Annotated in this window: 17 protein-coding genes, 1 tRNA gene and 1 pseudogene; 9 read left to right on the top strand and 10 right to left on the bottom strand. The window is 63.3% G+C overall.

What is annotated here, in order from left to right; genetic code table 11:
* Nucleotides 1–31: 31 nt before the first annotated feature.
* Together NKJ34_RS10175 and NKJ34_RS10170 are read right to left on the bottom strand one after the other, a co-directional pair.
* Nucleotides 32–640 carry a translation initiation factor IF-2 subunit beta gene (locus NKJ34_RS10175; RefSeq protein WP_253738191.1) on the bottom strand — a complete coding sequence of 203 codons (609 nt, stop codon included), beginning with the start codon at nucleotides 638–640 and terminating at the stop codon, nucleotides 32–34.
* A gap of 247 nt (nucleotides 641–887) precedes the next feature.
* A tRNA-Tyr gene (locus NKJ34_RS10170) sits at nucleotides 888–961 on the bottom strand.
* A gap of 97 nt (nucleotides 962–1,058) precedes the next feature.
* Between NKJ34_RS10170 and NKJ34_RS10165 the strand changes: the two genes are divergently transcribed.
* From NKJ34_RS10165 to ftsZ, 3 genes are all read left to right on the top strand, one after another.
* Nucleotides 1,059–1,604 carry a double zinc ribbon domain-containing protein gene (locus NKJ34_RS10165; RefSeq protein WP_253738190.1) on the top strand — a complete coding sequence of 182 codons (546 nt, stop codon included), beginning with the start codon at nucleotides 1,059–1,061 and terminating at the stop codon, nucleotides 1,602–1,604.
* Between the two features lie 211 nt (nucleotides 1,605–1,815).
* Nucleotides 1,816–1,998 carry a ribbon-helix-helix domain-containing protein gene (locus NKJ34_RS10160; protein ID WP_253738189.1) on the top strand — a complete coding sequence of 61 codons (183 nt, stop codon included), beginning with the start codon at nucleotides 1,816–1,818 and terminating at the stop codon, nucleotides 1,996–1,998.
* Nucleotide 1,999: 1 nt separating this feature from the next.
* A complete protein-coding gene (gene ftsZ, locus NKJ34_RS10155; RefSeq protein ID WP_253738188.1) occupies nucleotides 2,000–3,187 on the top strand; it encodes a cell division protein FtsZ in 1,188 nt (395 codons plus the stop codon).
* A 57-nt stretch (nucleotides 3,188–3,244) separates the two neighbouring features.
* Here ftsZ and NKJ34_RS10150 read toward each other — a convergent pair whose 3' ends face one another.
* Nucleotides 3,245–3,913 carry an AIM24 family protein gene (locus NKJ34_RS10150; RefSeq protein WP_253738187.1) on the bottom strand — a complete coding sequence of 223 codons (669 nt, stop codon included), beginning with the start codon at nucleotides 3,911–3,913 and terminating at the stop codon, nucleotides 3,245–3,247.
* Between the two features lie 72 nt (nucleotides 3,914–3,985).
* A complete protein-coding gene (gene ncsA / locus NKJ34_RS10145; RefSeq protein WP_253738186.1) occupies nucleotides 3,986–4,951 on the bottom strand; it encodes a tRNA 2-thiolation protein NcsA in 966 nt (321 codons plus the stop codon).
* Nucleotides 4,952–5,331: 380 nt separating this feature from the next.
* Here ncsA and NKJ34_RS10140 point away from each other — a divergent pair, with 380 nt between their 5' ends.
* From NKJ34_RS10140 to NKJ34_RS10130, 3 genes are all read left to right on the top strand, one after another.
* Complete coding sequence (locus NKJ34_RS10140) at nucleotides 5,332–5,994, top strand: DUF7095 family protein (protein ID WP_253738185.1); 663 nt, start codon at nucleotides 5,332–5,334, stop codon at nucleotides 5,992–5,994.
* A 103-nt stretch (nucleotides 5,995–6,097) separates the two neighbouring features.
* The gene (locus NKJ34_RS10135; protein ID WP_253738184.1) at nucleotides 6,098–7,447 is read left to right on the top strand and encodes an MmgE/PrpD family protein; all 1,350 of its coding nucleotides are present in this window, start codon (nucleotides 6,098–6,100) and stop codon (nucleotides 7,445–7,447) included.
* A 66-nt stretch (nucleotides 7,448–7,513) separates the two neighbouring features.
* Nucleotides 7,514–8,341: a phosphosulfolactate synthase gene (locus tag NKJ34_RS10130; protein WP_253738183.1), complete on the top strand. Its 828-nt coding sequence runs from the start codon at nucleotides 7,514–7,516 to the stop codon at nucleotides 8,339–8,341.
* Between the two features lie 37 nt (nucleotides 8,342–8,378).
* Here NKJ34_RS10130 and NKJ34_RS10125 read toward each other — a convergent pair whose 3' ends face one another.
* Nucleotides 8,379–8,774, bottom strand: a complete 396-nt coding sequence (locus tag NKJ34_RS10125; protein ID WP_253738182.1) for a hypothetical protein — start codon at nucleotides 8,772–8,774, stop codon at nucleotides 8,379–8,381.
* Between the two features lie 153 nt (nucleotides 8,775–8,927).
* On the opposite strand from NKJ34_RS10125, the gene NKJ34_RS10120 reads away from it, so the two are divergent.
* The gene (locus NKJ34_RS10120; RefSeq protein WP_253738181.1) at nucleotides 8,928–9,443 is read left to right on the top strand and encodes a CNNM domain-containing protein; all 516 of its coding nucleotides are present in this window, start codon (nucleotides 8,928–8,930) and stop codon (nucleotides 9,441–9,443) included.
* 1 nt (nucleotide 9,444) lies between these two features.
* Here the strand turns inward: NKJ34_RS10120 and NKJ34_RS10115 are convergent, their stop codons facing one another.
* The 3 genes from NKJ34_RS10115 to NKJ34_RS10105 form a co-directional block, all read right to left on the bottom strand.
* Nucleotides 9,445–10,812 carry a cytochrome P450 gene (locus tag NKJ34_RS10115; protein WP_253738180.1) on the bottom strand — a complete coding sequence of 456 codons (1,368 nt, stop codon included), beginning with the start codon at nucleotides 10,810–10,812 and terminating at the stop codon, nucleotides 9,445–9,447.
* Between the two features lie 74 nt (nucleotides 10,813–10,886).
* A complete protein-coding gene (locus NKJ34_RS10110) occupies nucleotides 10,887–11,714 on the bottom strand; it encodes a class I SAM-dependent methyltransferase (protein ID WP_253738179.1) in 828 nt (275 codons plus the stop codon).
* A 6-nt stretch (nucleotides 11,715–11,720) separates the two neighbouring features.
* Entirely contained in the window at nucleotides 11,721–12,590 is an 870-nt protein-coding gene (locus NKJ34_RS10105) for a deoxyribonuclease IV (RefSeq protein ID WP_253738178.1), read from the bottom strand.
* A gap of 209 nt (nucleotides 12,591–12,799) precedes the next feature.
* Between NKJ34_RS10105 and NKJ34_RS10100 the strand changes: the two genes are divergently transcribed.
* On the top strand, nucleotides 12,800–14,212 hold the full coding sequence (locus NKJ34_RS10100; RefSeq protein ID WP_253738177.1) for an FAD-binding oxidoreductase: 1,413 nt from the start codon (nucleotides 12,800–12,802) through the stop codon (nucleotides 14,210–14,212).
* 181 nt (nucleotides 14,213–14,393) lie between these two features.
* On the opposite strand, the pseudogene NKJ34_RS10095 reads toward NKJ34_RS10100, so the two are convergent.
* Nucleotides 14,394–15,241, bottom strand: a pseudogene (locus NKJ34_RS10095) (lipoate--protein ligase family protein).
* Between the two features lie 97 nt (nucleotides 15,242–15,338).
* On the opposite strand from NKJ34_RS10095, the gene NKJ34_RS10090 reads away from it, so the two are divergent.
* A complete protein-coding gene (locus tag NKJ34_RS10090; RefSeq protein WP_253738176.1) occupies nucleotides 15,339–15,551 on the top strand; it encodes a hypothetical protein in 213 nt (70 codons plus the stop codon).
* A 51-nt stretch (nucleotides 15,552–15,602) separates the two neighbouring features.
* On the opposite strand, the gene NKJ34_RS10085 is transcribed toward NKJ34_RS10090, so the two are convergent.
* On the bottom strand, nucleotides 15,603–17,264 hold the full coding sequence (locus NKJ34_RS10085) for a tRNA uridine(34) 5-carboxymethylaminomethyl modification radical SAM/GNAT enzyme Elp3 (RefSeq protein WP_253738175.1): 1,662 nt from the start codon (nucleotides 17,262–17,264) through the stop codon (nucleotides 15,603–15,605).
* Between the last annotated feature and the right edge of the window lie 27 nt (nucleotides 17,265–17,291).

Genomic DNA, 17,291 nt, shown 5'->3' with positions numbered 1-17,291 from the left:
ATCGGCGGTCGTCGGTCGGTCGACCGGTCGATCAGGCGAGGCGGGCGAACGCCAGTGTGCCGCTGACGTTGTTGATGTAGATCTCGACCTCGTCGCCCTCCTCGGCGCCGGGGACGAAGATGGTGTACTTGCCGCGTTCGGCGACGCCGTCGCCCTTGCGGCCAGTCCCGGTGATCTTGACCTCGTAGGTTTCGCCCTCCTCGATGTCGGGGGTGTCGCTCGTGTCGTCGGTCCGGCGGCGTTTGGCGACCGGCCGGAACGCCCCACAGGCCTCACACCGCAGCATCTGGGTGCGGTTCTCGGTGACGAGCCTCGTGTCGGGGAGGCCACACTCCGAGCAGGTGACGTACTCGGCGATGTAGGATTCGACGGCGGCGTCGAACTCGGCGGCCGAAAACGAGCCGTTGTAGCGGGCCCGGCCGTCCTCGTACTGGCCGGCGGTCCCGAGTTCGCGCTGGATCGTGCTGTGGAGGTGTTCGGGGTCCCGGTCGAGGGCGTCGGCGATCGCCGAGAGGTTCGTCAACCGCGTAAACGCACCGTCTTTCTGTGCCTCCGCCTCGGGGACATCGAGCCGCTCGTCGGAGCCGCCGAGATCCGGCAGCTCGTCGATCGCCCGATCGAGGTTCGATTCGTAGTCCATACGACAACCTTGTGAGCAGGCGGTAAATGGCTTGTGAGAGAGGGCTCCGCATCCTTCGGGGTGGATGGTGTCGACTGGAACCGCCCTCCCCGAATTGAACACTGTGAGACGTGCTCACTTCGTTGCGCGCGACTCACAAGCTCAATTCGGGTCGGGAGAGATTTTTCACTACTCCCTTCGGTCGTAGGAAAATACTCACGGCTACGCCGTTCGCTATCGAGATTTTCACTTCGTTCAAATCTCGCAGTCCGCCCTCCCCGAATTGAACGGGGGACAAGTCGATCTACAGTCGACTGCTCTACCAGGCTGAGCTAAGGGCGGTCACCGAATCCTATCCGGGTGGCACAATTAAGGGTTACTGTTGGCCGCGACGAGCGACGGGAAGGTTCAAATACAATGGTACGAATACGCATACGTAATGAGCAAGATCACGTTCCGCGCCGACGAGGAGCTCGTCGGTCGGCTGGAGGGCCTCGAAGCCTCGAAAAGCGAGGTGATGCGGGAGGCCCTTCGCAGCTATCTCGACGGCGAGGCACGTGAGCCGGCGGCGTCCGACGGCCGGTCGACCGACGAGGTGACGATCGACGAGCTGGTGACCGACCGGCTCGATCGACTCGTCGCCGAGCGGACCGCCGAGCCGCGTCGGACGCCACCGGTCCCCGATCTCACGGTCAACGTCTCGGTCGAGGGGGCGGCCGCCGACAGCGTGTCAGTCGACGCCGACCGCGAGACGGAAGCGCGTAAGACAGACACTCGTAAGACGGACGCCGACACCGAGCCGCCGGTGACCTGCAGCCAGTGCGGGGAAGCAGTCGACGAGAGTCACGTCTACTGCCCGAACTGCGGCGAGAAAAACAGCCACCGCCTGTTCTGTGAGTGCGGCGACGAGATCCGATCCGACTGGCGGTTCTGTCCCGGCTGCGGCCGCCGCACCCCGGCAGCCGACGTGTTAGACAACGCGTGACACGCTGAAAACAGACGTTTCAAGGTCTGAAACGGTGTCTTACACGAGCTGTCTTACGACCGCCGGTAGTTTTATATATATTCAGCATATCTGTACGGTTGCGTAAGACAGTCGTCTTACAGCACAGGTCCGCCGGATGGAACCGGTCCTCTCGGGCGGCTGGCATCGGCTGCCGGCCATGCTGTCGACTGTCTTACCGGGGAATGTAAGCATGGAGCGTGTGACACTACGGATTCCAAAGCAGCAGATCGAGGAAGTCGAGGAAATGGTCGACACCGGCCAATTCCCAAACCGGAGCGAGGCGATCCGGTCGGCTGTCCGCGAGATGCTCAACGACCACGACGAGGCAGAGCCACGACGATCGAACAGCGACCGCAACTGGGCCAAGGTGTAAGATGCAGGATATCGTTCAGGACGCCCTCGAAAACGCCGAAGCCGAACAGCGGGAGATGGATGCCGCACTCGACGACGACGACGAGTTCGGCGACCCACGAATCGTGATCGTCGGTGCCGGTGGTGCCGGCAACAACACCATCAACCGACTGTACAACATCGGCGTCGACGGCGCCGACACCATCGCGATCAACACCGACAAACAGCACCTCAAGATGATCGAGGCCGACACCAAAATCCTCGTCGGCAAATCCCTCACGCAGGGACTCGGTGCGGGGGGCGATCCCTCGATGGGCGAGCGTGCCACCGAGATGGCCCAGGGGACGATCAAGGAGGTCCTCGGTGAGGCCGACCTCGTGTTCGTCACCGCCGGGATGGGTGGCGGCACCGGGACCGGTGCGGCCCCGGTCGTCTCGAAGATCGCCAAAGAACAGGGCGCGATCGTCGTCGGCATGGTGTCGACGCCGTTCAACGTCGAACGCGCCCGCACGGTGAAGGCCGAAGAGGGGCTCGAACGCCTCCGCAACACGGCCGACTCGATCATCGTGCTGGACAACAACCGCCTGCTGGACTACGTCCCTAACCTACCGATCGGCAAGGCCTTCTCGGTGATGGACCAGATCATCGCCGAAACGGTGAAGGGGATCTCCGAGACGATCACCCAGCCGTCGCTCATCAATCTCGACTACGCCGACATGTCGACGATCATGAATCAGGGCGGCGTCGCCGTCATGTTGGTCGGCGAGACACAGGACAAAAACAAGACACAGGAAGTCGTCAACGAGGCGATGAACCACCCACTGCTGGACGTCGACTACCGCGGCGCCTCCGGCGGGCTGGTTCACATCACTGGCGGTCCGGACCTCACGCTGAAGGAGGCCGAAGGGATCGCCGACAACATCACCGAGCGCTTGGAGGCCAGCGCGAACGTGATCTGGGGTGCCCGGATTCAGGACAACTACAAGGGCAAGGTGCGGGTCATGGCGATCATGACCGGCGTCCAGAGCGCTCAGGTGTTGGGTCCGACGACGCAGAAACAGGCCGACAAATCCCGGCAGAGCCTCGATCAACAGCAGAGCCAGTCGTTCGACGCGAGCGCGAACGTCTCGAATCAGAACAAAACCTCCTGGGAGTCCGACGGCGGCACCGACGAGCTCGAACGGTCCAACGGGCTCGACGTCATCCGCTAACGTCGGCTTCCGTCAGTGGTTCCCGTTTTTTGACACCGATACCGACGACCCGTTACGTTAGGCTTGCGGCGACCGCTCTTCGAACGGTTGGACGACGACGAACCCCTCGGTTCCGTCGAAGTTCATCTGGTAGGTCTCGCCTGACGATTGACCAATCGAGTCCTTCAAACTCCGATCAGCCTTGAGGCTCGGCGAGAGGTTGCTCGACCACGCAACGGTCGCATCGGGATCGGTTCGGACCGGCGGCTCCAACACCAGCGGGTCGCCGTGGGTCGTGATGGCGACCGTCCCCGGTCCGGTCAGAAAGACGTTCAACAGACCGGCGGCTGACGCGCCGCCGAGGCTGCCGATGGTACTGATCTCGTAGCCGACCCGGTCCTCGAAGGCCAGCACGTCGTTGCCGTTGACCGAAATCGACTCCCCGGCACCCAGTTCGAGGATCTGGATCTTCTTTTCCTGATCGGCGAGATAGACGTGGCCCTGACCTTCGACCTCCATGACGGGCGTCCCCTCGCTCGTGACCTTGCTTTTGATCATCCCTGTGAGGCCGCCTTCCGCGGAGGATTTCCCCGTAAACGAGAGGTCGCCATCGTAGGCGATCATCGATCCTGCCTTGGCGATGATCGTCCCGTCGACGTCGATATCCAGTAGTTTGCTGTTTTCCAACTCGAAGCGCTTGCCGGTCTCGCCGGGTTCGTTCCGCGAGACGAAATCGTCCAGTTCCATACCGTACTCGTCCGACGGCAAAGACATAAAGACCGGTATAACTCAAACGCGGGTTACAGCGGCCCGCGGCGGTTATACCGCGTTGATCGATTCGATCAGTCGACACTTCCGACAGACGCGGCTTCCGGTCTTCGAACCGCACTGTTCGCACTCGTTGAGATCCGCGCCCTCGTCGCTGCGATAGCGTTCGGCGGTCAGTTCGGCGAGTTCCTCGTAGCCGGACATGATCGAATGTCGGGTGCCGGGATGGTTCTCTTCGAGGTCCCACAGCAGCTCCTGGATCTCGCCGCGGTAGGCCTCACTGGAATGTGGGCATTCGGTGATGTGGGCGGGCAGATCCTTGATGTGGGCGTACAGCGCGACTTCCTTTTCGGGAACGTCCCGTAGGGGTTTGGCCCGCGGCACGAACTCCTCTCCCTCGTTGCGGTCCTCGAAGCTCCCGAGACTGGCATCGAAGTGTTTGGCGATCTGTGTGACGTCGCCTTCGAGAACGTTCATCAGGGCGGTCTGGGCCTCGTCGTCGAGGTTGTGACCCGTCAGCAGCTTGTCCGCGCCGAACTCCTCGGCGTACCCCTCCAGCAGATCACGGCGGAACACCCCGCAGTAGGCACAGGCAGCCATGTTTTCGGGGTCGTCCTCCACAACATCGTCCATCCGAACCCCGAACTCCTCGGCGTAGCTCACCAGTTCGTGGCGCATGTCGAGGTCGTCGGCGAGCTCGACACACGCGTCGACGCTCTCGTCGCGGTAGCCCTCGATCCCCTCGTGGATCGTCAGCGCCATCATGTCGACTCTGGGATCGTGGCCGAACGTCTCGTCGAGGATGTGGGTCAACACGACGCTGTCCTTCCCGCCCGAGAGGCCGATCACCCACCGCTCGGGGTCCTCGGGTGTGCTGTCGGGCGACAGCAGGGCGTCCTCGCGGATGCGGCGGCGGACGCGCTTGTCGACCGAGCGGCAGAAATGCGTCTCACAGAGATGCGCCCCCGAATACGCAGCGTGCATCACTGCCTCCTCGCCGCACTTGTCGCACTCCATTACCGACCGTTTGCCGGGCGGCGGGGATACGGGTTTCGTCTCCGCCGTGATCGCGGGGGTCGACCGGTTCGAATCGAATTCGATATCGTGATATGTGATTTATGAATCCACATTACCTTTATCGACGGCCGTCGACCCATCGGTATGGCACGAATCGCAGTCACTGGTGCGACCGGCAACGTTGGCCGCGAGGTGCGGGCGGCCTTCGAGTCGACTGCCCTCACCACGGTCAAGTCGGCAGAACGGCGAACATGAGTCTCACCGATATTCAAAAGCAGTTCGACGCAGCCGAACCGCTCGCCAGTCGGGATTGATACACCGCTGTCGAGTGTACAGTTGTGGGCGAAACCCGTTTGGCTCCAGCGTGCCTCCCTCCAGCAATGACTGACAGCCAGCGACTCGACAGGGACGCCGCCCTCGACCGGGTCGAGCAGTTCATCGAGACGGTCGACGACGAGCCGATGCCGGTCCCAGTCCGGGAGATCTGGGTCTACGGCGACGTGGCCCTCGGCCTCGATCCGATCGAGCGACTCGACATCTACCTCAAAAAGGACATCCGGCTCCGGGGAGACAGCGAGGCCGCCGAGGCCTACTACGAACAACACGCGGTGAAAGGCGTCGGCCAGAGCGTCTCTGCCGAGTGGGCCGAAAGCTATCCGGAGTACGTCCGAGCCAACGACAGCGGCCACGCTGCCCCCGAGAAGTGTCTCGCGGCCCACCTGCTGGGCGAGAGCGAGCCGATCCACCTCGAAGTCTGCAACGCGAGTTTCGACGAGAACGTCACCCAGCGGCTCCGCGGCGCGCTCGCCCGGGAGTCCTACGAACAGATCCTCGATCCCCGTGGGGTGTGTCTCTGGGTCGATGGCCAGTGGGACCACGATCTGCTCGATAAGCTTCGTGGTGGTGAACTCCCGTTTCCGACGCTCTCGGGGGCACTCGAACAGATGGGTGTCGACAGCGAGACGGCCGAAGAGGCTGCAGACCGCGTGAGTCGCTACCGAACCGAACATACCGGTGCGACCGTCCGCGGCGACATTATTTAACTATCCGTGTGGATCGGTGCGGAATACGTTCTGATAAACTTCATACCACGATATAAAATAGCTGGGCCAGCACTCATTTGTCGTTGCCCGTGGCCCGTGATGTATGCCCTCCACCGAGGAACTGGCTGCCTTCATCGAATCGGTCTCTTACGACGAGCTTTCGGACGAAACGAGCGAAGAGCTCAAAAAGCGCGTCCTCGATTCGGCCGGGATCGCCATCGGCGCGATGGGCGAGCCGCCGGTCGAGGCGGTCGGCAAGACGGTCACCGAGTTCGGCACAGAGGGCCCGTGTCGACTCTGGGGTCGTGACGAATCTGCCTCACCCAGTGGGGCGGCGATGTACAACACCGCACTCGTCCGGTATCTCGACTACATGGACTCGTTTCTCGCCCCCGGCGAGACGCCCCATCCCAGCGACACCATCGCGAGCGTCGTCGCCTGCGGCGAGGTGGTCGACGCCTCCGGCCGCGAACTCATCGAAGCCGTCGGCGTCGCCTACGAAGTACAGGGCGAGTTGGCGTGGAACGCGCCGGTCCGCGACAAGGGATGGGACCACGTCACCCATACCGTCATTGCCGCGGCGGCGGGCGCGGGGAAGGTTCTCGGCCTCGACCACGAGGAACTTCTGAACGCCCTCGGCATTGCAGGCACCGCTCACAACGCTCTGCGTGTGACCCGAACCGGCGGCATCAACGAGTGGAAGGGGGTGGCGAGCGCGAACGCCGCTCGGAACGCGGTGTACGCCTGCTTCCTCGCTCGCAACGGTGTCGAAGGGCCGACGAACCTCTTCGAGGGCCAGAAGGGGTGGCAAGACACGATCTCCGGCCCCTTCGAGGTCGACCTCGATCCGGGCTGTGAGCGCGTCTTTGACACTATGACAAAACGGTACGTCGCCGAGACCTACGCCCAGTCGGCAGTCGAGGGGGTGATCGAACTCGCCGAGGAACACGAAATCGACCCCGACGAGGTGGCGTCGATCCATCTCGACACCTTCGCGGGCGCGAAGCTCATCATCGGCGGCGGCGAGGGCTCGCGGTACGAAGTCGAAACTAAAGCCCAAGCCGACCACTCGCTGCCGTATATGCTGGCGGTCGCACTCATCGACCGCGAACTCACCAACGACGCCTACGAATCGGAGCGGATCAGAAGCGAGGACGTCCAGACCTTGCTTCGGACCGTCACCGTCGACGAAGACGACGCCTTTACCGAGCGGTTCGAAGCTGGTGAGATGCCTGCCCGCGTCGAGATCGAACTCGACGACACGACCTACGAAACCGAAAAAAGCGCGTTCCGCGGCCATCCGACCGATCCGATGGACTGGGCAGATGTCGAAACGAAGTTCCACGAGATGGCGAGCGATCGGTACGACGACACCCACCGCTACGGCTTCGTCGACACGGTCCGGACGCTCGAACAGTACGACGTGATCGATTTCACTGAACTGTTCGCATAGCCCGCTCACGTAGCTGCAACGTAGCTGGAAACTACCGCTAAGTGCCGCTCACCCGTCAGGATGGCCATGGTCGACCGCACCTTCGAGTTCCTCCACACGAACCACCGCCCCGAAAAGCCACGCGACACCGGCATTACGGAAATGCGCGGGCCCTACTACGATCCGATGGGCCCCCGCGAACTCCGGGACATCTTCGAGACGATGGGCAACTACGTCGACATATACAAGTTCTCCGGGGGCTCGTTCGCCCTGATGCCCGAGTCGGCAGTCCGGGAACTCATCGATGTCTGCCACGAGTACAACGTCTCGGTGTCGACCGGCGGCTTCATCGAGAACGTCCTCGTCCGGGACCACGACAAGGTCGAAGAGTACGTCGCCGAGGCGGGCGAACTGGGCTTCGACATCGTCGAAGTCTCCAGCGGTTTTCTCGCTACTGGCACCGAAGACATGGTCGCGTTGACCGAACTCGTCGCCGACCACGATCTGAAGCCGAAACCCGAGATCAACGTCCAGTTCGGCGCGGGCGGAGCCTCCAGTGTCGAGGAACTGGAGAGCGAACCCGAGATCGACCCCGGCAGCGCGATCCGGGAGGCCAAACAGCATCTCGACGCCGGGGCCTACAAGATCATGGTCGAATCCGAAGGCATCACCGAGCAGGTCGCCGAGTGGCGGACCGACGTGGCCTTCGAGATCGCCAACGAGGTCGGCATCGAGAACTGCGTCTTCGAGGCTGCCGACCCGGAGGTCTTCGAGTGGTACATCAAGAACTTCGGTCCGAACGTCAATCTGTTCGTTGACAACTCCCAGATCGTCGAACTCGAATGTATGCGGTCGGGGCTGTGGGGCAAAAAGAGCAGTTGGGGCCGGACCGTGACCTACACGCGAGAGGAGTGACGCCGACCTCCCGCAGTTGTGATGGGGTTCGGATCGACTACTCGGCGCAGTGTCGACGCGTGTACGCCCGTAGACTGCCCACGACGTAGATCACGCCGAGGCCACGGGCGAGGGCGGGGAACCAGTCGACCCACTCGATCTCTTCGGGGTTTCGGTAGGCGATCCGCGCGCCCCAGTCGAGATACCGCTTCGGGAACAGCAGGACGATCCCACCCGCAATTCCGAGCAGGTTCAGCAGCCACGCGTAGCCCCGACCGCCGACGAGAGCAAGGAGGCCGATCAGTAGCCCTTCGGCCCGGACCGCCGAGGGGAGCCAATCCTTGCCGATGGCCGCCTCGGGGTTCTCGAAGGCGACCTGCTGGTACCAGTCGGTGACACGGTCCGGAAACAGTGCCATGACGATCCCGAGCCCTGTGAGTAGTGTTCGTCCCATAGCTATCCGAGGACTACCACGAACGTAAACCGTATCGCCGATTCGGCTGACAGCACCGCCGACCGATCACCGCGAGGAGACGACTGCCCTCCTGACCCGGAGTACCACTGTCGGCATCAGTGGTTTTGTTACCGGGCTGTACGGACTGTCGGTATGGTCTCGTCGACGGTGACGCTGGCTGGCATCGGTGCGACGCTCGTGTTGTTGCTGTTGAGTGCCTTCTTTTCGAGTTCGGAGATCGCGATCTTCTCGCTATCGGCCGAACAGGTCGATCAGCAGGCGGCCACTGGGGATGCCGACGCCCGACTCCTGCAGGAACTGTACACCAACCCTCACCGCCTGTTGGTGACACTACTGGTCGGCAACAACATCGTCAACATCGCGATTTCGAGCATCATCACGGTCCTCGTCGTAAGTTATCTGCCCGCCGGAACGGCGATCGTCGTTACGACGCTACTGACGAGCCTCGTGATCCTCGTCTTCGGCGAGATCGTCCCCAAAGCATTCGGCCTCGGCAATGCCGAAACGTGGTCGCTCCGGGCCGCCCGTCCGGTCTCCCTCGTCGAGCGATCCCTCTCGCCGCTGATAACGATCTTGGAAGCGGTCACCGGCCGTCTCAACGCGCTGCTCAGTGCCGACGCCGAGATCGAAAAACCGTACGTCGACTAGCCTACTGGCGCGGCGTGACCCGCATCTCGATCGGGTCGAGCGGCCGGGTCGTGATGCTGACCGAGAGGTCGACGTCGGGATCGGAAACGAGTTCGAGATGGTTCTGTTGAGCGAGCGCCGCAAGGATGAGTTTGCCTTCGACCATGGCGAACTGCTGGCCGATACACCGCCGCGGGCCGCCACCGAACGGGAAGTACGCGAAGTCCGGACGGTCGCTCTCGTCGGCGAACCGCTCGGGTCGGAACGCGCTTGGCTCGTCCCAAAACCGGTCGTCACGATGGAGCACCCACTGTGAGGGCGCGACAGTCGACCCTGCCGGAATCCGGTAGCCGCCGAGTGTGACGTCCTCGGTGGGTTCCCGCGGAATCGTGGGCACCGGCGGGTAGATCCGCATCGCCTCCTTGAGTACCTGTTCGGTGTACTCCAAGTCGGGTAGGTCCTCGAAGGTCGGCCCTCGACCGCCGAGGACGTCGTCGAGTTCGTCGACCAATCGACGCTCGACCTCGGGATGTTGGGCGAGCAGGAACCACGTGAACGTCAGCGGAGTCGCGGTCGTCTCGTGGCCCGCAAAGAGGAACGTCATCAGTTCGTCGCGGACGAGTTCCTCGGACATCGTCTCGCCGTCGTCGTCGGTTCCGGCCAACAGCATCGACAGCAGGTCGTCGTGGTCGTCGGTCTCCCCTCGGCGGGCGTCGACGAAGGCTTCGATAACCGACTCCATCTCCTCGATACCTTCCTTGTAGCGCCGCCACATCGGGATCGGGACCCACTGGGGGACCATCCGCGCGATGGGCTGTTTGGCCGGCTCGCCGGGCTCCTGTAACTGTTTAACGGTCTCTCGGATCCCGCGTGCCTCGTACTCTATCTCGGTGCCGAAGATCGCCTTGACGAGGATGCGAAGCGTCAGCGCCTTCATTTCATCCTCAATGTCGACGGTCGGTTCGCCCTCCCAGTCGGCGGCGGCCTCCCCGATCTCGTCGATCATTGTGTCGGTGTACTGTTTGATACGGCCCATGTAGAATGCCGGTTCGATCCGCGCCCGTTGGCGTTCCCACAGCTCGCCCTCGCTGAGGATGAGCCCCTGTCCGATCAGCGTCCCGAGGTCCTCCTTGCTCTGGGTGGCCTTCCGGAACTCGTCGTGTCTGTCGACGAGGATCTGCTCGGCGAGTTCCGGGCTGCTCACCTGGTACAGATCGCCCATCCCGAGCAGTCGAAGCCGGACGAGATCGCCGTGTTCGGCGGCGGCCTCGAACAGCCCACCTTGCTCGGCGACCAGTTGGTGGGTGTTACCGATCACCGGGAGTCCGTCGTGGGTCGGCGGCTCGCGTTCGTCGACCGGCGGGGCCTGCGGCTCGGTCGGCTCGGACATGGATTCCTGTTTCCTCGGGATCAGGAAAGGCGTTGCCCCCTGTTGCGGGTGGTGAGACGCTGACGTGAAGTTCGTCAGCTGTCGTTGCTCGACGCTGCAGACGTCTCGACTCGCCCGACGGTCACGTCGAAGGGAACGTGTTCGACGCGTTCGTAGTCGCCCGCCTGCATTTCGTCGACGACCGTCCGGCCCATCTCGCGCCACTCTCGACGGAGGTCGTCGTAAGTCGACTCCTGACCCTCCATCCCGCGGCGGAGTTCCATCTCGTGGTCAGCCAGCCCCGCGCCGCTGGCCTTGCGGGCCGCATCCGTGAGCGCGGCCTCGCTGTAGGGCGGCTCGGTCCGTTTTTCGTGATCGTAGCGGTGAGTCGAGATCACCTCGATACCGCTCTCCTCGAACAGCGATTCGACCCGGTCGCCGAGGGCGACGTCGGTTTCGACACCACGGAGATACGCCTCCCGGACGCGGGTTTCGAGGTCGACCTCCGCGCTCACCGTGGAGTCGACGTCGACTGCGGCGTTGTTCGGCTCGACGGCGGCGACGAGGGCCGACGAGACGCGGGCGAACTCTTCGAGGGCGGCCGCCGGGTCGGGGAGGTTGATCAGGAGTGCCTGACAGACGACGAGGTCGAAACTGTCGGTCGCAAACGGGAGTCGGAATGCGTCGCCAGCGACGGCCGGGACGTGGGCGCTGGCGACCGCCAGCAGTTCGCGGTCGGCGTCACAGCCGACGACCTCGGCGGTCGACTCCTCGGCCAAGACGCGCGTGAGTTCGCCGGTGCCGCAACCGACATCGAGAATCCGGGTTCGGTCGGAGAGGTCGAGGTCGGCGAGTGCCTCACGGGAGTCGGCCCACATCCCCTCGCGGGTTCGTTCGAGATACTCGGCGGAGAACCGGCGCACGGCCGATCAGTTCTCACGGAGTTCCTTGACTTTCGCGATGTTCCACTCGAAGCCCTTGCCGTCCTCGGTCGGGGTTTCGAGCGCGTACGGGAGGTCTCGCAGTTCGGGATGGTTGATGATCGCCGCGATACCGTCCTCCCCGATGTAGCCCTCGCCGATCAGGGCGTGTTCGTCCTTGTGGGTGCCGATGTCGTGTTTCGAGTCGTTGAGGTGGATGTATTCGAGGTATTCGAGGCCCACCACGTCGTCGAAGCGCTGGATCGTTTCGTCGACGGCTTCGGGTGTCGTCAGATCGTTGCCCGCGACGAGCGTGTGGGCGGTGTCGATACAGATGCCGATTTCTTCATCCGTCCGCTCGATGATCCCTGCGAGGTGATCGAACTCGCCGCCGAGTTTGGTGCCGCTACCGGCGTCGCTCTCGACGAGGATCTGGACGTCCTCGGGCACGTCGAGTTCGTCGATGACCTCGGCGGCGTTGTCGAGACCCCCCCCGACACCTGCGCCGGTGTGGGCACCGAGGTGGACGTTGACGTAGGGGATACCGAGTTTGTCGGCCGCATCGAGTTCGGCCTGCATGCTGTCGATCGACTTCTGTCGGAGGTCGTCTTTGGGGGTACAAAGGTTGACGAGATACGCCGAGTGGATCACCCACGGCCCCTCCAGTTTCTCGGCGGTGAGCTCGCGGAAGCCTTGGGCGGCCTCGTCGCTGATTTCGGGCTGTTGCCAGACCTGCGGCGAGGTGGTGAAGATCTGGCCGCAGTTGCCGCCGAAGGCGAGCTGGCGGTCGACGGCGTTGCGAATATCGTTGTACTCCGGGGTTGCGGTGTCCGAGGAGACGCGGGACCCTGAGATCGAAACGTGTGCACCGACGTTCATACTCGGTGGTAGGTCGACGGCCCTCAAAGCGACTTCGATGGCGGAAGCCGAGTCGTCGGCAACGGAACGGCTGCCGAGAACAGGCTCGGCTTCCGGCCGTCGTGTCGACTGTATCCGTGTGCCATTCGTTGAGCTGCTGTCGCCATGTCGACAGTACTGTGCAGCTATCTCTAAGCCGGTCTCGCCCGAACTGTCAGTTGTGAAGGATTATGGCTACTCGAACACGCTCCGATATCGAATCACAGCTGCCGACGTTACGGACCGAGATCCGCGGGGAGATCCTCCTCCCTGACGACGAAGCCTACGACGTCGCTCGTTCGGTCTGGAACGGGATGATCGACCGGTGGCCCGCGCTGATCGTCCAGCCGACTGGGACCGCGGATGTCGTCGCCGCCGTAAACTTCGCCCGTGAGTCCGGGATAGAGATCGCCGTTCACGGCGGTGGTCATAATGTTGCTGGCTATGCCGTCGCTGACGATGGGCTCATGCTCGACCTCTCGGCGATGAACGGCGTGTCCGTCGACCGCGAGGCACGGACAGTCCGCGTAGGAGCCGGGGCGACGCTCGGCGACGTGGATCACGAAACCCAACTGTTCGGGCTCGCCACGCCGCTCGGGGTCGTAAGCGAGACTGGAATCGCCGGATTAACGCTCAACGGTGGCTACGGTCACCTCTCACGGGAGTACGGACTCTCAGTCGACAATCTCCTCGAAGTCGAGATCGTGACCGCCGACGGGCAGGTTCGCACGGCGAACGAACACCAACACGAGGACCTGTTTTGGGCCCTCCGAGGTGGCGGCGGCAACTTCGGCGTCGTCACCGCCTTCGAGTACGACCTCCACGATGTCGGCCCCGAGGTCCACCAAGTCTTCGCGTGGTACCACGGCGAGGAGGCCGCCACCCTACTGAGTCGCTTCCGCGAGTGGACCGAGTCGGCGCCACGGAGCACCGCGATCCTCCCGTTCGCCGCCACAGTCCCCGAACTCGACGAGTTCCCTGCCGAGTCGTGGGGCGAGCCCGCAGTCGCCTTCCTCGGCTGCATCCGGGACGACCCCGACGAGGCTGAGGCGATGATGGCGTCGCTTACCGAGGGCAGCGACCCCATCGCGGACTTCAGCGGGCCGACACAGTTCGAGGCACTGCAGACGCTGCTGGATGAAGACTACCCGGACGGCCTCCGCTACTACTGGAAGTCGACCTATCTCGCGGACCTCAATGAGGAAGTCATCGATCTCATGCTCCGTTACAACGAGGCCGCGCCGTCGCCGCTCTCGACGGTCGACATCTGGTGGCTCGGCGGTGCGGTCGCCGACGTGCCACAGGACGCCACTGCCTTCTGGCACCGCGACAAACCGTTCATGCTCACCTTCGAGGCCAACTGGGAGGATCCCGAAGCCGACGAGGCGAACATCGAGTGGGCCCGCGAGGGGTTCGCAGCGTTCGAAGAACTGTCGGTCACTGGCGGGCGGTACGGCAACTTCCCGGGGTTCGCCGAGGATCCTGCACGGCTGCTGTTCGGCGAGAACTACGACCGACTGGTCGACATCAAGGGACAATACGACCCCGAAAACCTGTTCCACCTGAACCAGAACGTTTCGCCCCGTGCCGAGGCCGATAGCTAGTCGACAGGCCAACATCGGACCTCGGCGTGATGGCTAAGACGGTTCGCACACGATAGCCGGTATGGGCGATCCAGCCTGTTACCGGCGGTACTGTCCGGACTGTGATCTGCAGGTGACGATCACCGCAACGGAGTGTCCCGAGTGCGGTCGATCCCTGCGGAAAAACGACTAGTAAACGCCGTCAGTCAGTCGACCGCTGGCCCGGAACCCGACACACCCACTCGTCGGCCCCGTACTTTTCGGCTACGCGTGCCTCGGCTCGCCGGAGTTCGTCGTCGGTCCACGATCCCTCGCTGGCTCCCGACCATTCCGCGAGCGCGGATTCGAGGGCAGCGACGGCTTCAGTTCGGCTGCAGTCGGCCTGCTCGTCGATCCCCGTGACTCGATCGGCGAATGCGTCGGCGTCGGTCGGGGGTCGACGAACGTCGACAGATGCCGGTCGGCCAAGACGCTGTAGGTCAACGAGCCGTGCTGAATGACGGCGTCCTTCCGGCGGTACTGGGCGTTGCCGCTGATTTTCTTGCCTCCGGCGACGATATCATGCGCGGGATGGAGTGACCGAAGATAGCACGAGGGGGTGTAGAGCGCCTCGGCCTCGCTGTCGACGAACCTCGCGTCGACTCCCATCCGGTCGAACGCATCCAAAATCGGCGCACAGAGCTCGTGGTACGCATCCAGCAGGTCGCTCGGGAACTCGGCGGCCGGAGCCGTGATCGAGTAGGAGATATCACCGTAGGTATCGTGGTAGATCCCGCCGCCGCCGGTCTGTCGGCGCGTCACGTCGATGCCGGCCGCTTCGCAGGCGTCCCAGTCGACCGTCTCGGGGTCCTGATGGTACCCAAGGGAAAGACAGCCGGGCTCCTACTGGTAGACGCGGACGGTCCGGGGGCCGCCCGCGGCGGCGGTTTCGGCGGCGGTCTCGTCAAGGGCCATCTGCATCGGGCCAGGCCAGGCTTCCTCGCGGATGAGTCGCCACTCTCCTGTGGTGGTGTCGTGGTCCACGGAGGTTTGGTCGACTGAATCGGACATATCGATAGTGCCCCCTGCCGAAACAAAGCGATTGCGTCCGGAGAGAGACTTCCGTAGATGGTGGCTACTTTTGTGGATCGACCCGCTGTCAACAAGGGTGCCAAAGCCGTCCTCGATAGGTCGCGTTTTTTGTACCCGACCGAGGATAGATACAGAACACAATGAGTCGCCGCCTGAGGAGGCCCGGAACCAGCGGAACACGTCGACCTACGACGCCCACTCGTTCGTCTACGAGTACGGCGAGGATGGATTCGCCACATGGATGGACGGGTTCGGCGACAGCCTGCTGGCAGGGACACTCCGAATCTGACCAACAGGCATTAAAAAAAACGACTAACGTCCGGTAGCGACTCCCTACGATCTACAGCCACTTGCTGACATAGGGGCCGTCTTGGGTGTAGCCCAGCTTCTCGCGGTAGTACTGCCGGACGCCAATGCCCGAGATCACGCTGAGTTTGTCGAAGCCCGCGTCCACGGCGAGTTCTTCGGCCTTGGCGAGCAGTTTTTTGCCGTAGCCGCGGTGTTGCCAGTCGCGGTCGCCCGCCTCCTTTCCGATGCCGGCCTCGCTGCCGTAGACGTGGAGTTCGCGGACGATGGCCGCGTCCTGGAGCTCTCGTCGGACCGGATCGTTCGGGAAGCGGAGCCGACAGAAGCCGATGAGCAGGTCCTGGACGGGATCTTCGAAACTGATGAAGTGCTCGGTGCCGCCGCAGACCTCGTAGGTCATGATGTCGAGTTCGATATCCCCGGGATTGGGGTCGGCCTCGTTCATTCCGACTTCGCGGGCGCGGATGTCCCGAATCTCGATGCCCTTCTCTTCGGCCCGCTGGCTGGCGAGCTGTCGGAGGTTCGACTTCCAGACTCCGGCGTCGATGAAGTCCGCGGGGATGTCACGCTGGACGCGCTGGAGCCGGGTGTACTTCGGGATCATCCCCATCACTTCGGCAATGAGGTCGGCGGCCTCCTCGTTGTTGAGCGGTTCGTACTCGTCGCGCCGCCACATGTCGTAGGTGAGGGTGTCCCGAACGACCAGTGTGGGGTAGATCTTGAGGTAGTCTGGCTTGTAGTCGGAGTTCGAGAACAGCTGCCGGAAATCCTCCAGACACATTTCCTTGGTCATCCCCGGCTGGCCGGGCATCATGTGGAAGCCCACCTTGAACCCCGAATCCCGGAGTCGACGGTTGGCGTCGATGGAGGCTTGGGAGCCGTGGCCGCGGTGCATCTCCCGATTGATCCGCTCGTAGGTCGTCTGGACGCCGACCTCGACCTTCGTGCCGCCGAGGTCGAGCATTCGGTCGATCTGCTCGGGGTCACACCAGTCGGGTTTCGTCTCGAACGTGGTGCCGATGTTGCGGATCTCGTTGGTTTCGTTTTCGGCGATCACGTCTTCGAGGTACTCGAACTCGTAGTCTTCCGGGTCCTCGGCGAAGCTCACGCCCTCGGCGGCCTCCGGCTCGCTGTCGAGATCGTAGTCGTTCATCGCCTGGAGGGCTCGTTTGACGAACCACTCCTGGTAGTCGTGGCTCCGGGCGGTCATCGTCCCGCCCATCAGGATGAGTTCGACCTTGTCGACCGGGTGGCCGATCGTTCGGAGTTGGTGGAGCCGCAGGGTGACCTGGCCGTAGGGGTCGTAGTCGTTCTGGACGCCGCGGGCGGCGGCGGGCTCGTGGCCGGTGTAGCTCTGGGAGGAGTCGAACTCGCTGGCGGGGCCGCCGGGACAGTAGAGACACTTCCCGTGGGGGCACATGTGCGGCGAGGTCATGATCGCCACTGGCGAGACGCCCGAGGCAGTGCGGACTGGCTTGCGCTTGACGACCGCCTTGACGTCCTCGCGGTGTTCCTGTGGGGCGAACTCGAGGAGTTCGGTGTTCTTTGGCACCTTGGGTGCGGAGTACTCCGAACAGACGTCGAGTTTGGCCGATTCGAGGTCATCGCGGTCGACCTCGCCGTCGATGATCTTTGCGACGAGTGCTTCGCAGGCCCGTTCGAAGGCGTCGCTCCGGCCGGCAGCCTCGGAACTCACGCCGGCACCTCCCGAGTGGTCATTACT

Origin of the sequence: Halohasta salina, from assembly GCF_024178165.1 — an archaeon.
Taxonomy (GTDB): Archaea; Halobacteriota; Halobacteria; order Halobacteriales; family Haloferacaceae; genus Halohasta; species Halohasta salina.
Note: the sequence above shows the minus strand (reverse complement) of the source record. Positions and strands in the feature narration are given on the sequence as shown.

Coding starts and splice junctions, on each gene's coding strand:
- NKJ34_RS10175 (WP_253738191.1), bottom strand. CDS start 640: ATGGACTACGAATCGAACCTCGATCGGGCGATCGACGAGCTGCCGGAT.
- NKJ34_RS10165 (WP_253738190.1), top strand. CDS start 1,059: ATGAGCAAGATCACGTTCCGCGCCGACGAGGAGCTCGTCGGTCGGCTG.
- NKJ34_RS10160 (WP_253738189.1), top strand. CDS start 1,816: ATGGAGCGTGTGACACTACGGATTCCAAAGCAGCAGATCGAGGAAGTC.
- ftsZ (WP_253738188.1), top strand. CDS start 2,000: ATGCAGGATATCGTTCAGGACGCCCTCGAAAACGCCGAAGCCGAACAG.
- NKJ34_RS10150 (WP_253738187.1), bottom strand. CDS start 3,913: ATGGAACTGGACGATTTCGTCTCGCGGAACGAACCCGGCGAGACCGGC.
- ncsA (WP_253738186.1), bottom strand. CDS start 4,951: ATGGAGTGCGACAAGTGCGGCGAGGAGGCAGTGATGCACGCTGCGTAT.
- NKJ34_RS10140 (WP_253738185.1), top strand. CDS start 5,332: ATGACTGACAGCCAGCGACTCGACAGGGACGCCGCCCTCGACCGGGTC.
- NKJ34_RS10135 (WP_253738184.1), top strand. CDS start 6,098: ATGCCCTCCACCGAGGAACTGGCTGCCTTCATCGAATCGGTCTCTTAC.
- NKJ34_RS10130 (WP_253738183.1), top strand. CDS start 7,514: ATGGTCGACCGCACCTTCGAGTTCCTCCACACGAACCACCGCCCCGAA.
- NKJ34_RS10125 (WP_253738182.1), bottom strand. CDS start 8,774: ATGGGACGAACACTACTCACAGGGCTCGGGATCGTCATGGCACTGTTT.
- NKJ34_RS10120 (WP_253738181.1), top strand. CDS start 8,928: ATGGTCTCGTCGACGGTGACGCTGGCTGGCATCGGTGCGACGCTCGTG.
- NKJ34_RS10115 (WP_253738180.1), bottom strand. CDS start 10,812: ATGTCCGAGCCGACCGAGCCGCAGGCCCCGCCGGTCGACGAACGCGAG.
- NKJ34_RS10105 (WP_253738178.1), bottom strand. CDS start 12,590: ATGAACGTCGGTGCACACGTTTCGATCTCAGGGTCCCGCGTCTCCTCG.
- NKJ34_RS10100 (WP_253738177.1), top strand. CDS start 12,800: ATGGCTACTCGAACACGCTCCGATATCGAATCACAGCTGCCGACGTTA.